Annotated in this window: 11 protein-coding genes and 1 tRNA gene; 6 read left to right on the forward strand and 6 right to left on the reverse strand. The window is 58.6% G+C overall.

Going from position 1 to position 13,123, the window contains the following annotated elements; genetic code table 11:
- Nucleotides 1–40: 40 nt before the first annotated feature.
- The 4 genes from AB3G35_RS22955 to AB3G35_RS22970 form a co-directional block, all read right to left on the reverse strand.
- A complete protein-coding gene (locus AB3G35_RS22955; protein ID WP_095040431.1) occupies nucleotides 41–385 on the reverse strand; it encodes a cupin in 345 nt (114 codons plus the stop codon).
- A 156-nt stretch (nucleotides 386–541) separates the two neighbouring features.
- A tRNA-Phe gene (locus tag AB3G35_RS22960) sits at nucleotides 542–617 on the reverse strand.
- A 98-nt stretch (nucleotides 618–715) separates the two neighbouring features.
- Nucleotides 716–2,116: an FAD-binding oxidoreductase gene (locus AB3G35_RS22965; RefSeq protein WP_369782166.1), complete on the reverse strand. Its 1,401-nt coding sequence runs from the start codon at nucleotides 2,114–2,116 to the stop codon at nucleotides 716–718.
- Nucleotides 2,117–2,217: 101 nt separating this feature from the next.
- Nucleotides 2,218–5,472 carry a response regulator gene (locus AB3G35_RS22970; protein ID WP_369782167.1) on the reverse strand — a complete coding sequence of 1,085 codons (3,255 nt, stop codon included), beginning with the start codon at nucleotides 5,470–5,472 and terminating at the stop codon, nucleotides 2,218–2,220.
- Between the two features lie 287 nt (nucleotides 5,473–5,759).
- Between AB3G35_RS22970 and AB3G35_RS22975 the strand changes: the two genes are divergently transcribed.
- From AB3G35_RS22975 to AB3G35_RS23000, 6 genes are all read left to right on the forward strand, one after another.
- Nucleotides 5,760–6,341, forward strand: coding sequence for a fimbrial protein (locus AB3G35_RS22975; RefSeq protein ID WP_016781716.1), 582 nt, complete (start codon nucleotides 5,760–5,762; stop codon nucleotides 6,339–6,341).
- 66 nt (nucleotides 6,342–6,407) lie between these two features.
- A complete protein-coding gene (locus AB3G35_RS22980; protein ID WP_016781715.1) occupies nucleotides 6,408–7,106 on the forward strand; it encodes a molecular chaperone in 699 nt (232 codons plus the stop codon).
- Nucleotides 7,107–7,140: 34 nt separating this feature from the next.
- A complete protein-coding gene (locus AB3G35_RS22985; protein ID WP_106115821.1) occupies nucleotides 7,141–9,762 on the forward strand; it encodes a fimbria/pilus outer membrane usher protein in 2,622 nt (873 codons plus the stop codon).
- Nucleotides 9,755–10,681: a fimbrial protein gene (locus tag AB3G35_RS22990; protein ID WP_086798727.1), complete on the forward strand. Its 927-nt coding sequence runs from the start codon at nucleotides 9,755–9,757 to the stop codon at nucleotides 10,679–10,681. Before AB3G35_RS22985 ends, AB3G35_RS22990 begins: the two co-directional genes overlap by 8 nt.
- A gap of 20 nt (nucleotides 10,682–10,701) precedes the next feature.
- The gene (locus AB3G35_RS22995; RefSeq protein WP_016781712.1) at nucleotides 10,702–11,193 is read left to right on the forward strand and encodes a fimbrial protein; all 492 of its coding nucleotides are present in this window, start codon (nucleotides 10,702–10,704) and stop codon (nucleotides 11,191–11,193) included.
- A 7-nt stretch (nucleotides 11,194–11,200) separates the two neighbouring features.
- Entirely contained in the window at nucleotides 11,201–11,719 is a 519-nt protein-coding gene (locus AB3G35_RS23000; protein ID WP_169845235.1) for a fimbrial protein, read from the forward strand.
- Between the two features lie 9 nt (nucleotides 11,720–11,728).
- On the opposite strand, the gene AB3G35_RS23005 is transcribed toward AB3G35_RS23000, so the two are convergent.
- Nucleotides 11,729–12,373: a response regulator gene (locus AB3G35_RS23005; RefSeq protein WP_029611521.1), complete on the reverse strand. Its 645-nt coding sequence runs from the start codon at nucleotides 12,371–12,373 to the stop codon at nucleotides 11,729–11,731.
- A 36-nt stretch (nucleotides 12,374–12,409) separates the two neighbouring features.
- Nucleotides 12,410–13,057: a response regulator gene (locus tag AB3G35_RS23010; protein WP_016781709.1), complete on the reverse strand. Its 648-nt coding sequence runs from the start codon at nucleotides 13,055–13,057 to the stop codon at nucleotides 12,410–12,412.
- Between the last annotated feature and the right edge of the window lie 66 nt (nucleotides 13,058–13,123).

Here is a 13,123-nt window from a genome sequence, read left to right on the forward strand (position 1 = left end):
TCTCGCAGAGCGATGATTATTCTGTGGGAGCGTTGCGCGGTTACTCCAACCTGACAATGTCCACCGATATCTCCACCGCCTCAATCACGCCCCTGTTTTCCAGCCAGTGCGTGGTGTGCCTGTCTTCAGGCCAGCCCGCTCCCGGACCATACTCCGTGGCAATACCATTTCGATGGTCAGTGATGACTCCGTGCAAAATGTAGACGGTACCGGGCCTGTCTATATGGTTATGAACCGGCCCGAAAACACCCCCCGGCTCAATGGTCACCCTGCGCATGCGAAGCTGGCGCCCGGCCATTCCTTCGATCTCGGGACCCAGGTCGATGGTTGCCAGCAACTCGACCGTAACGCCTTTCGTTGCGGGTACTGCCTGTTTACTGCTCATCGCGCCCACCTCTTCAAAAGACAAAGCCTTATTGGAAGTAAACACCCTGAAAAGCGTATTGAGTGACGAAGCGACAAAGGGATAGGCAGAACAGCGTTTTTCCGCCCGAAAACAAAAAACCCCCGACGCCATGAGGCATCAGGGGTTTTGCTGTTGTGGTGCCCAGAGACGGAATCGAACCGCCGACACGGGGATTTTCAATCCCCTGCTCTACCGACTGAGCTATCTGGGCAAGGCGGCAATTAAACGTGTTTTACCGCCGGGGCGTCAAGCACGAAATAAAAAAAGACCAATGATTACCTGCGCTTACGTCCCCACCCAGGCCCGATGTCAGCCCTGGGGCAGGATTTTGCCCGGGTTCATCAGCCCTAGCGGGTCGAGCGCCTGCTTGACCAGGTGCATCACACCCAGCGCCGCACCATGCTCCAGGGGCATGAACTTTATCTTTCCCGAGCCGATGCCATGCTCGCCGGTGCAAGTGCCCTCCAGGGCAATGGCGCGCTCGACCACCCGCTCATTGAGCGCTTCAGCCTCGGCCATCTCTGATGCGTTATCCGGGTCGACCACCAGCCCCAAATGAAAGTTGCCATCGCCCACATGCCCGACCATGCCCACGAAAAATGAAACCCTGGCCACATCTTCTGCGGTTTCGGCAATGCATTGGGTCAGCGCTGAAATGGGTACGCAGACATCCGTACTCCAGATCCGCCCATTCGGGCGCATGGCCTGCATTGCATAGTGAACACTGTGCCGGGCACGCCACAAGGCATTGCGCGCATCGGTATCCTCTGCCGCTTGAAAACCCAATGCAGCATTGCTTTCAACGATGTCCCGGGTCAGTTCAACCTGCTCGGCCACACTGGCCGGGGAACCGGCGAATTCGAAAAACAGCGTCGGCGTTTCAACCAGGCCCATGTGCGAGAAACGGTTGACCGCCTGCACCGTGCGCGCATCGAGCAACTCAACCCGCGACACGGGAATGCCGTACTGAATGATCGACACCACCGAACTCACCGCCGCCGCAATCGTCGGGAAGGTACACACCGCCGCGCAGGTGGTTTCCGGTATACCGTACAGGCGCAGGGTGACTTCGGTGATGATCCCCAGGGTGCCTTCCGAGCCGACAAACAGGCGCGTGAGGTCATAGCCTGCGGAAGATTTTCGCGCCCGCCCGCCGGTCTTGATCACCTGACCGTCAGCCAGCACCACAGTCAGGTTCAATACGTTTTCGCGCATGGTCCCGTAACGCACTGCGTTGGTTCCTGAGGCGCGGGTCGCCGCCATGCCTCCCAAGGTACTTTCACCCCCCGGGTCGACCGGAAAGAACAGCCCGGTGGTGCGCAGTTCGGCATTGAGCTGCATGCGGGTAACCCCGGCCTCCACCGTGACATCCAGGTCATCCGGGCGCACGGCGATGATGCGCTGCATGCGGCTCAGGTCGATGCAGATCCCGCCCCGGGTGGCGCCTACATGGCCTTCCAGTGAAGTACCACCCCCAAAGGCAACGATCGGCACTCGCTGCGCTGCGCAGAGCTTGACGATGGCCGCGACCTCGGCCGTGGATTGGGCGTAACACACCGCGTCCGGCGGCAGGCTCGGGTGGTATGACTCACCTCGGCCGTGTTGCTCGCACTCGACACGGCTAGTGCTCAGGCGCTCACCGAGCAGCTCGCGCAGGTCATCGAGCAGGGTGGGCATGGAATACGCTTGAAACGCTGGGTTAGAGGCCATGAAAACGTCCATATTATTGTTGGGAGGGACGAATCCAAGGTACAACAAACCGCCACAACGATCACCGCCAGATCAACCAACCCGTGAAAACAGACCGCACATCACTGGCCCTGGGGGTACAACGCTCCGTCAACCAGCCTTGCGACAACCTTGCGCAAGCGTTCGAGCAACACCTGGTTGGCCTCGACCGAAGCCGGGTTCAAGGGCTCACGCAGCAAGGCCATTTCGCACTGATTGCAGGCCTCAGCCAAATTGACAGCGCCCACCGTGGCAAATGAGCCGTGCATGCGGTGTACATAACTGATCAATTTCGAGGTATTGGCCTCCTGCAAGGCCAGCTGCGCTTGCAGCAGATCATCCTGCATGGTGGCGATAAACAGCCGGTGCATGGCGGGCGAAAGGGTAATCCAGTCGTGCAGGTCATCCGCCTGCGGCAGTGGTGCGGGTGCTTCAAGGGCACCAAAAGGTGCCTCTGCAGACGGCGGGCACCAGGCCGACAAGGTCTGGCGCAGGGTTGTCAGGCTCAGGGGCTTGACCAGCCACACATTCATCCCTGCTTCCAGGCAGCGCTCACCCTCTTCACGCAAGGCATTGGCGGTGACACCAATGATCGGCACCTGCGGGTCAAGCTCACGCAAACGACGGGTCAGCTGATAGCCATCTAGCTTGGGCATATTGACGTCGGTGATCACCAGATCGAACGACGCCTCCTTCCAGCGGGCCAGGGCTTGCTCGCCATCGTCCGCCAGCGTAACCCTTACCCCCAGGGCCTCCAGTTGCTCCCTGAGGATCTCCTGGTTGACGGGGTTGTCTTCAGCGACCAGCACGCTCAATTCCAGGCTGGCGGCATAAGGCACCACACTGGCGGGCGTCTGGGGCACAGTTCCGTGGGCGATTTGCATCAGCGTTCTGCCAATGGCGCGAATATCGTACGCGTTGACCTCCCAGCCGCGGCCCGTTCTTTGCGGCTGGCTGCGCCCCGACTCGGTCGCCAGCACCCGCTCGCCTGCCCAGGGCACGGTCAGCGGCTGGTCAGGGTCCAGATCGAGGAGGATGGCGGAGTTATCAGGGGGGACCGCTGCCGGCAGTACCTGGGCGCGAGCGCCCCAGCGGTTTAGCCAGTCCGCCACAATCTGCCCGATATCATTGCGCGCAGCACGCACATAAACACTGACCCCCTGAAGGTCAATATCGGCACAGTTGTCCAGTGCGCCAGCGATAACCGGCAGGCTCATGTGCAATGAAAAGCTGCTGCCCAACCCCGGTTCACTGACCACCCGCAGGTTGGCGCCCATCATCTCGCTCAAGCGCGCGCAAATGGACAGGCCCAGCCCGGCACCGCCCGCCCGCTCACTGCCGCCCACCTGGGAGAACGGCTTGAACAGGCGCGTCAGTTGCTCCTCGCTGATGCCCACGCCGGTATCGGAGACCTGCCACTGCAACGTTGCCTGCCCTTGTTCGATGCCGATGACCTTGAGCCTGAAGACCACCCAGCCGGTGTCGGTGAACTTGATCGCGTTGCTCAACAGGTTATTGATAATTTGCCGTATACGCACCGCATCGCCACGCAACAATGGCGGTAACTGCGCGTCGGCACAGGCAAAGATCTTCAGGCCCTTGTTACCCGCCGCGGCGCAATAACTACGCACGCAATCCTCGAACAAATCCAGCGGGCAGAACGTCTTGGCCTCGACAGCCATTTGCCCGGACTCGATTTTTGACACGTCCAGCACGTCGCTGATCAACTGGAACAACACCGTCGATGAACGCTGAATGGTCTGCAGGTATTCACGCTGACGCTCACTCAGAGGTGTAAGGCCCAATAGTTCAAGATTGCCGAGCACCCCGTACAGGGGCGTACGGATTTCATGGCTCATGGTTGCCAGGAACAGGGTCTTGGCCTTGCTCGCTTCATCGGCCGAACGCCGGGCCTGCTCCATCAGGTTGGCGTCGTCCACATGCCGGGTGATGTCGTTGAAACCGCAGAGCACCACGTTCTTGCCCTTGTAACGGGTGAAGGCAAAACAGGCCTGCAGATAGCGCCCCGCGACTTCCAGCTGGACCTCACCCAGTTCGTGCTCACCATAATCGCGCTTCAACAGGGCTATCAGCTCTGGCGTACCCTGCCATTCGTGTGCCCGCTGGTTTTCCAGCAATACCACGCCGGTGCCGCGCTCGACCACGCAAAGTCCCACGGGGGCGCTGTCGAGCATTGCCCGGTTGAACTCTTCGCTCTCGGCCAGGGACTGGCTGGCCCGTTGGGCAGGCTCGATGATTTGCTTGCGATACCAGCGGTTGACGCGCCAGCCGATCAATACAAACACCACGAGCAGGCCCACTGCGCCCGCCAGGGGCCACTTGGCATAACCAAAAAAGTTCTGATAACTGATCGCGTACAGCCCGATCCAGGGCGCGGCCCCGCCTGAGCTCAACTTGAAACGCAAACCATCACGGGTAATGCTCAATCCCAGGGGCAGTTCCTCCACATCCTGAACGTCCCCCAGCAACACATCGCCCGCAGGCGAGATCAAGGTCAGGCGACTGTTGGTGGGGTGCATCAACAAACGTTCCAGATCACTGATATCGCTGACGTCCAGCAACGCGCTGAGGATCACCAGGTCATTGGCTTCTGCCCCCGGCGGCAAGAAGTTGCGCGACAGGTTCAGCCCGATGGCACCGATAATGTACTTGCGCTTTTGAATCAGGCCCTGCGGGGCTTTTAACCAGATCATCTGATCAGCACCAAGGGCATGTTGGCGCGCCACCAGCTCATCATACAAACGCTTGGTCACATCGAAAAAGTTGCTTTTGAGCAGCAGGGGAAACTGCCGCGTGCCATCAATCCCGGGGACCGCAATGGTGAATTGATCGCTGGGGGAAAAAACAAACACCTGCGGCGCCACATAGTGGGAATCGGACCAGTATGCCGTGAACAGGTCGGTCAACTGCACACCGAACGAGTAAACCCCCTGCATGTCAGCATGGCTGAACTTGTCTCGCTGGCTCACCGTAAAAGGCAATGACTTGGCCGTGTCACGGTTCTGGAACAAACGCTCATCCCCCTGACGAATCAGCGCCTGATGCGAATGCGGCTGGTTATCTATCAGCAGGTTGTCGTTGGCCTGGCTGTAGCTCTGAACGGCAATGCGCAAAAAGGCCTCATGCTCATGGATGCTTTCCATCAGCCGCGCGAAATGAAAGTCCGTCTTCTCGCCCTCCTCCTTCAGCACCCGGTTAACCGCCCAATAACTCATGCTCACCAACAGCAGGGCAAGCCCTGTCAGCAGCAGCAACAGCTTGTTCAGTCTGAGTGAGCTCAGTGCCAGCGCACCGAGACGTACCTTAGCTTGCTTCATGATTTAGCGCCGTCGTTTACCTGAGAGGAGATTGGCAAGCCTGTTGCCAGCCAAAGGGTTACACATTGCTCCATGCGCCAGCACCCCGTCAGCGGTCGCAACCAGCAGAACACCGGCCCCGTCCCCACGCCCCCGAAACGCTCTGAGCAAGACGAACAGGAATCGTCTGATGGGGATTGTCCGCTGGCAATTGCATCCTGTGCATCACCTGCCGCGGCTAGCCGTTGACAGGAGGGGCAGTAAAAAAATGGAAATCACACATCACTTGTTTGTAGAGGGCTTCTCTCATGTTTCAAAAAATTGGCAAATACACCGCGCTCTGTGGTTCTTCGCTGCTGATCGTGATGGCTGCTGCTACCGCTCAAGCGGCTGATGGCCAGGTTGAATTCACCGGCACTATCAACGACAACGCATGCACCATCAACAGCGAAAGCGTGAAGAAAGCGGTTGATATGGGCCAGGTCCGCATTGCCGACTTCCCTAACACCGTTGGGGCTGTTGCCACTGCTGGCGCCACCCCTTTCTCGATCTCGCTGGAAAACTGCAGCGGCTCGACCCTGAAAAACGCTTCCATCAAATTCAGCGGCCAGCAGTCCGGCACTGATGCCACCGTACTGGGCATGACCGGTGACAACCAGGTTTCCGGCGTCGGTATCCAGATCAACGATGCCCGCACTGGTAACAAGTTGCCGCTCAACACGGCCAGCAACGACTACGTTCTGCGCCCGCAGTCCAACACGTTTGACTTCACCGCGTCCTATGTACGCCTGGTTGCCGACACCGAAGCTTCGGGCGACACCCCGGGTGTACGTGGTATCGGCACCGGTAAAGTCAATGCACTGGCCAGCTTCGACGTTACCTACAAGTAATTCATGAGCTTGACGAGGGAGCTCGCGGTCTATCGCGAGCTCTGGCGTTAACAAGAGGACACCTTGATGCGTTTAAAAGTTGCAGCCTTTTTGGCACTGGCAGCAAGCTTCTGGCTGCCCCAGGTTCAGGCAGGCGTCAACGTGGGTTCCACGCGCGTTGTGTATCAAAGCAAGGAGAAGGAAGCCAACCTGGCACTTTCAAACTCGGGTGATGACGGTGTGCCATATCTGGTGCAGTCGTGGGTCAGCCCGTTCGATGACCGCGACGCGAGTGCCGATGAGTTTATTGTCACGCCGCCCCTGTTCCGCCTGGATGCCAAGAGCCAGAACATTCTGCGGATCATCGCCACCAACGCACAGAACCTGCCCGACGACAAAGAAAGCCTGTTTTTGCTCAACGTCAAAGCCATCCCGGCCAAGAGTGAGGAACAGCGCAACCAGAACGTGCTGCAAATAGCACTCAAGACCACGATCAAACTGTTTTATCGCCCCGCCAACCTCAAGGGCACCTTGCCCGAAGCGGTGGAGAAACTGCAGTGGCGGGCAGAAGGCGGAAAACTCACGGTGCATAACCCGTCGGGTTACAACGTGGTGGTCAGTGAGTTGCTGATCAACAACAGCGCCAGCAAAGGCATGCCTGAGGTCATCAAGCCCGGCAGCACCGCCACCACCCCGATTGCGCTGAAAAACAGCGACAGCCTCGAACTCAGCTACATCAACGAGTACGGCAGTACGGTCAAGGCAAAACCCGTTACACCTCATTGAAAACTGCCGATCAGTCGACTGGAAGGACTCACTCATGCTGCGATTGCGCATGTGCGCCTTCGCGCGCCGAATAAAGTGCTGGAGCACGCTCACCGCTGCTGCTGCGGGCCTTGCAACCACCGCCGTGCATGCTGAATACAGCTTCGATTCATCCTTTCTGGAAATTGGCGGCGGCAACGCTTCGAGCGAAGTGGCCGAGCAGGTAAAAGCCATGAGCCAGGGTCAACTGCCGGGGATCTACCGGGTTGACCTGTCAGTGGACGACCGGCTTGTGGAGCAGCGCGACCTGCACTTTGTGCGAGAAACCGCAAGCCAGGTCTCGACCCCCAATGGTCTGTTCCCCTGCTTCAGCCTTCAGGCCCTGACGGATTTGGGGGTTGACCCCACACGCCTGAAAAACGCCGACATCAGCACTGACAACTGCGTGTACTTCAACCGTGACCTTACCGGCGTCACCTACGATTACGACTTCAACAAGCAGCATTTGAGCCTGCAGGTTCCCCAGGCGTATATCGGCAGCGTGCCGTTTGAAACCCGGCGCAAGACCTGGAGCGATGGCGAGCAGGTGGCCTTCGCCAACTACAGTTTTTCCGGCAGCAACTACGAGAACCAGTTCGGCAGCCGCCAATCCCAGTTCGGCAGTGTTCATAGCGGGTTCAACAGCGGCGCCTGGCGCTTTCGCAATTTCTCGACCTGGCAAAAAGGCACTAACGTCGACGGCAGCTGGAAATCGGTGGACACCTATGTCCAGCGCGACCTGGGCAACCTGATGGCCATTGCCACGGTGGGTGAGAGCGCCACCGACAGCGATCTGTTCGACACCATCTCTTACCGCGGCGTGGGGATCGCTTCTGATCTGGACATGCTGCCCGATGATGCGCGTAATTTTGCCCCCGTAGTGCGTGGGGTTGCCAACGGCCGCTCGCTGGTGACATTGCGCCAGCGCGGTTATGTCATCAGTGAACAGTGGGTGCCATCAGGCCCGTTCGCCCTCAAGAACCTGTACTCGACCGCGGGCAACGGCGATATCGAAGTCACCATCGAAGGCCCCAATGGCGAGCGCCAGGTCTACATCCAGTCATTTGCCTCTGTGCCTTACATGTTGCGTGAAGGCCAGCAAAGCTACGCCGTGACCGCAGGCCAGTATCGCCCGGCAGAAGGCGCGCAGAATTCGCCCAAGCCCAGTTTTGTACAAGGCACCTATCGTCGTGGCCTGACCGAGGGCACCACGCTGTTCGGCGGCAGCATCGTCAGCGAACAATACACATCGGCGCTGCTGGGCTTTGCCCACGACTTTGCCGGCTTTGGTGCCATTTCCCTGGACGTGACCCATGCCATCAGCGAAGACATGGGCACAGACGCCAAAACGCTGTCGGGCCAGTCATATCGCTTCCGGTACTCCAAATCCATCGACCTGACCGATACCAGCTTCAGCCTGATTGGCTACCGCTACTCCACCAGCGGTTACTACAGTTTCAACGAGGCGATCAACGCACGCTCCAACAACTCGCTCGTGCCCTATGTCGATGAAACCCTGAGCAACAGTGCGGCGTTTTCACCGTATTTGACCGGCCATATGAAAAGCAGCTTTACCGCCAACGTATCGCAACAATTCGGTACCTGGGGCGGCATGTACGCCAACCTGACCAAAACCGATTACTGGAACCGGGCCAAGAGCAATACCTCCATTCAGTTGGGCTACAGCTTCAGTGTTGCCAGCGCCTCCTACAACCTGGGGCTGTCTCAGAACAGCGGTATGGGCGACGACATCCGCAGCGTGTCGCTGAGCGTCAGCCTGCCGCTGGGCAACCCGGGCAGCAGCAGCCGGATCGGCCTGAGCACCAACCAGGACTCCGCCGGCAATGCCAGCCGCAATGCCACCTTCAGCGGCTCGCAACTGCAGGACGATGCCCTGTCGTACAACCTGGGCATCAATCAGCAGATCAGTGACGATGACCGCGTGCTCGGCGGCTCGGTGGCGGCCCGCTACAACGCGGCCAATGCCATTTGGCACGGTTCCTATAACAAGGATCAGAACACCCGGCAGATGGACTATGGCGTGGAGGGTGGCGTGGTTGCCATCCGCAATACCGTGATGTTCACCCAGCCATTGGGCGAGACCAACATCATTGTCGCCACCCCCGGCGCCGCCGATGTGGGCGTGCTGACCAAGAGCGGGATCAAGACCAACGGCAGTGGCTACACGATTATTCCCTCGGCGCAGCCGTACCGCAAAAACAAGGTATCGCTCAACACTGACTCACTGTCGGACAACACCGACATTGCCAACCTGGTACAGGAAGTCACCCCCAATCGTGGTGCCTTTGTCCTGGCCAACTTCGAAACCCATAACGGCCGCCGCCTGCTGGTCAGCGTCAGCTCAAGCACTGGCAAGCCCGCCCCTTTCGCCGCCGAAGCGCAGCTGTATGACCTCAAGGGCACGCTGCTGAGCAGCGCGATGGTAGCCGACAAGGGCCGGGTATTTATGACTGGCGTGCCGGACAAGGCGCGGCTGCTGATCAACGTCAACGGCCAGCCTTGGTGCGCCAAGGACCTGGACCTGAACACCTACAACCTGTCAGAGACCGGCATCGGGCAACTGCACATTCGTTGCGATGCCCTATCGCCAGACACTCAAGGTACTCCCGATGCATGAATCAACCGTCAAATCATCTCGTTCGGGCCGGGGCAAAGTCAGCATGCTGCTGCTTTGCCTGTTGCTGGGTCTTGTCAGTCAGCAAGCGTTTGCACTGATTCAAAACAACCTCGCATGCACCGCTACGGGCACCACCGGCATCATTCAGCTGGGCGACCTTGCGCCATCCACCAGCTACACCGCCAACATGACAGCCAACTGCCGGGTGACCCGCTGGTATCCCTATGGCTCGTCACTGCAGCACAGCCAGTTCTACAACCAGGGCAGAGGCAGCAAGGTCCAGGTGTTTCACACCAACTCCGGGCTGATGGTTCCCGAGCTGCCCATCGGGACTGCGAGCAGTACATGCATGCCCTCAAGCTGTGTGCAGCTGTTCGTGGGCAATACCTTTTCCTACAACGTTCTGCTTTATGGAACGGCGCCCGTCACGCCTGGCAACTACATGGTCAGTGTTTCGCTCACAGACACCTCTATTCGAGGTTATGAGGCTTATGGCGACTACTTGCAGACCGTCATTCTCAGCTTCCGGGTCATCCAGCCCGCCTGCTCGATGGGCTCGGCAAAAACCCTCAACCTGCCTTTTGGCACACTCAGCAGCAATGACTTCGCCAGTTCGCAGCAAATTGCCAATATCACCATGAATTGCACTCGCGGTACGCAAGCGACCGCCACGCTGGTACCCACCCAGGCGGCCATCAGCGGCAGCCCGGGGGTTTCAGCCACAACCCTGGCCGGTCTGTCGATGGCCGCCACCTGGGCTGACACCAACACGGCAGTGACCTTCAACAGCCCACGCACGCTGGCGCTGACCAATGGCAGCAACAACATCCGCCTTGGTTTTCGCCCGCGCCTGAATACCAGCGTTTCGCCGACCGGAAATTTTTCCAGTCAGTACACCCTCAACATCACCTATCTCTGATCAGGCACAGGAACTCGACCATGAAATTATCCGTAACGCTGGCCGCAACACTGTTCGCAGGCCTGCTCAGCGCAACCGCCAACGCCGCAACAGACACCGTGACCATCAACCTGAGCGGAACCCTGACCCGCCCGCCCTGCACCCTGACCAGCAGCAAGACGCTGACCGCCAACTTCGGCAGCCTGCGCTATGACCAGGTGGCCGATGCCCCGCTGATCGACATCCCCCTCACCATGACCTGCCCGGCCAACTCGGTGCTGGCGGTGAGCATTCTGGCAGCCCGCACGATTCAGGGCTCAACCACACAGGCCTCAACGGGCAAGGCCAATCTGGGTTATTCATTGCTCTGGAACAGCGACAGCACGGCCGCCAACGTTACCGGGGTCAAACGCAACCTGACCAACCAGAGCGGTACGGTCGACCTGAGCATGAAAGCAAAGTTGATTGCCCAGGGCGCACTGACCGAGGGTGCATTCAGCACCTCGGCCGTTATCAGTATCGAGTACCTGTGAGGTGTCCATGCTAGCCAGAGTGAGCCTGTGGGTGGCGCTGCTGTCCACCGCCGCACTGCTGCTCAGCCCGGCCAGCTGCGCAGAGGATGCGGCCCGGATAGAGGTGGTCGGCACCCTGATAAAACCGCCCTGCACGGCTAATTTCCCGGCCTCGCAAAGCGTGGATATCCCCAAGACAAACCTCAACTCGCTGAACTCGGACATCACCGGCTGGACCGATGTCAGCCTGGACTTCCAATGCATCAAGGGCAGCCAGGTACACCTGCGTTTCAGCGCCGGCAATGGTGCTTTTGACAGCAGCACACTGCGCACCACACTCGACAGGCTGGGGCTGAAAACCCGCCTGAGCGACATGACCAGTACATTGAAAGTGATTGACTTGAAGCTGGGCGAGCAATTGATCTTCCCGGTTGAAGAAACGCGGCTCAAGCTCCAGCTCTCTGTGCGGCCGGTCAAGACCGGGGAGGAACTGCCCGCAATCGGCAGCTACAGCTCGACGCTGTTGATGGAAATGATCTATCTGTAAACCGCTGCGTCAGGCAAACAGATTGGCCTTGACGCACAAGATCAGCAGCGCCTGATCATTGTCGACATTGAGTTTGCGCATCGCCGAAACCTTCAGGGTGCTGATGGTTTTAATGCTGCGGTTCAGGCTCTGCGCAACATCGCCCACACTCACCCCCGTAGAGAACAGACGCAGGACCTCAAACTCCTTGACCGTCAACTGGCTGAGCCTTTGCGAAAGGTCATCGGTATCTTCACTCAAGCCACCTTGCGGCTGGTCCTGCTGGTAGTGCCCCTGGCGATAGAACGCGTCCAGCGCCACCAGGATCTGCTCAAGCCCAGCGCTCTTTGAAATGACACCGCTGATACCCAGCTCATACAGCCAGGTCAGCACTTGGGCATTGGTTATAACGGTCAGGATCAACACCTTGGGTTCGGGGAAATGCCGGCGCAGGTATTCCACGAGGCGGGTGCCATCACCGTATTGATCATCACCTGGCATGTTGTAGTCGGTAATAATCACGTCAGGCTTGAGCAACGAAATCTTGTCGATCAACTCGGACGAACTCATTGCTTCACCCACAACCTTGAAGCGCGGGTCACGCTCAATGATTTCACGCACGCCCATCAACACAATCGGATGGTCGTCGGCCAATAAGACTTTCATTTGCGGCATGGCAAACATGACTCCTGCACGGGAAGAGCGCTACAACTATTCGAAGGGGTCCGCTTTGATGCAATAGGTCAGCAAGGCGTGGTCGTTAAGCACTTCCAGCTTCTGCATGGCGGCTACTTTTTGGGTGCTCACGGTTTTGACGCTGCGGTTCAATTGACGGGCAATGTCGCCCACACTGTTGCCGGCCACAAACAGCCTGAGCACTTCGACTTCACGAGGTGACAGCGTGGAGAAACGTTCATCAATGACCTTGGGGTTGGTCACCACCGAAATTGCTGCAGCAGCCGGCGGCGCATAGCCCCGATCGTTGGCCAGCGCACTCAGGGCCTTGCCTATTTCTTCGCGAATATGGCTTTTAGCAATCACGCCCGCCACGCCCAGCTCCAGCAAGCGCGAGATAATCAGATGATTGCTCATGACGGTCAGCACCAGGATCTTGACCCCGGGAAAATGCTCAATGATGTACTCGATCAGTTGCAGCCCGTCGCCATAGATGTCATCGCCGGGCATATTGAAATCAGTAATCAGCAGTTCAGGTTGATGCAACTGCAACTGCTCGACCAACTGCGACGAACTCAGTGCCTCACCTGCCAGGGTGAAATACTCATCACGCTGGATCATCTCCCGAAGCCCCAGCAATACCACCGGATGATCGTCGGCAATCACTACCTTTAATTCGCGCATTGCCTGGCTCCACTTTGATGACATGGCAAGTCCGGCGCCCCCGGGTTTCTACAGATCGAGCGCAGA

Source organism: Pseudomonas sp. WC2401, from assembly GCF_041200115.1.
Classification (GTDB): domain Bacteria; phylum Pseudomonadota; class Gammaproteobacteria; order Pseudomonadales; family Pseudomonadaceae; genus Aquipseudomonas; species Aquipseudomonas fragi.

Coding starts and splice junctions, on each gene's coding strand:
- AB3G35_RS23000 (WP_169845235.1), top strand. CDS start 11,201: ATGCTAGCCAGAGTGAGCCTGTGGGTGGCGCTGCTGTCCACCGCCGCA.
- AB3G35_RS22980 (WP_016781715.1), top strand. CDS start 6,408: ATGCGTTTAAAAGTTGCAGCCTTTTTGGCACTGGCAGCAAGCTTCTGG.
- AB3G35_RS23005 (WP_029611521.1), bottom strand. CDS start 12,373: ATGCCGCAAATGAAAGTCTTATTGGCCGACGACCATCCGATTGTGTTG.
- AB3G35_RS22965 (WP_369782166.1), bottom strand. CDS start 2,116: ATGGCCTCTAACCCAGCGTTTCAAGCGTATTCCATGCCCACCCTGCTC.
- AB3G35_RS22975 (WP_016781716.1), top strand. CDS start 5,760: ATGTTTCAAAAAATTGGCAAATACACCGCGCTCTGTGGTTCTTCGCTG.
- AB3G35_RS22955 (WP_095040431.1), bottom strand. CDS start 385: ATGAGCAGTAAACAGGCAGTACCCGCAACGAAAGGCGTTACGGTCGAG.
- AB3G35_RS22995 (WP_016781712.1), top strand. CDS start 10,702: ATGAAATTATCCGTAACGCTGGCCGCAACACTGTTCGCAGGCCTGCTC.
- AB3G35_RS22985 (WP_106115821.1), top strand. CDS start 7,141: ATGCTGCGATTGCGCATGTGCGCCTTCGCGCGCCGAATAAAGTGCTGG.
- AB3G35_RS22970 (WP_369782167.1), bottom strand. CDS start 5,472: ATGAAGCAAGCTAAGGTACGTCTCGGTGCGCTGGCACTGAGCTCACTC.
- AB3G35_RS22990 (WP_086798727.1), top strand. CDS start 9,755: ATGCATGAATCAACCGTCAAATCATCTCGTTCGGGCCGGGGCAAAGTC.
- AB3G35_RS23010 (WP_016781709.1), bottom strand. CDS start 13,057: ATGCGCGAATTAAAGGTAGTGATTGCCGACGATCATCCGGTGGTATTG.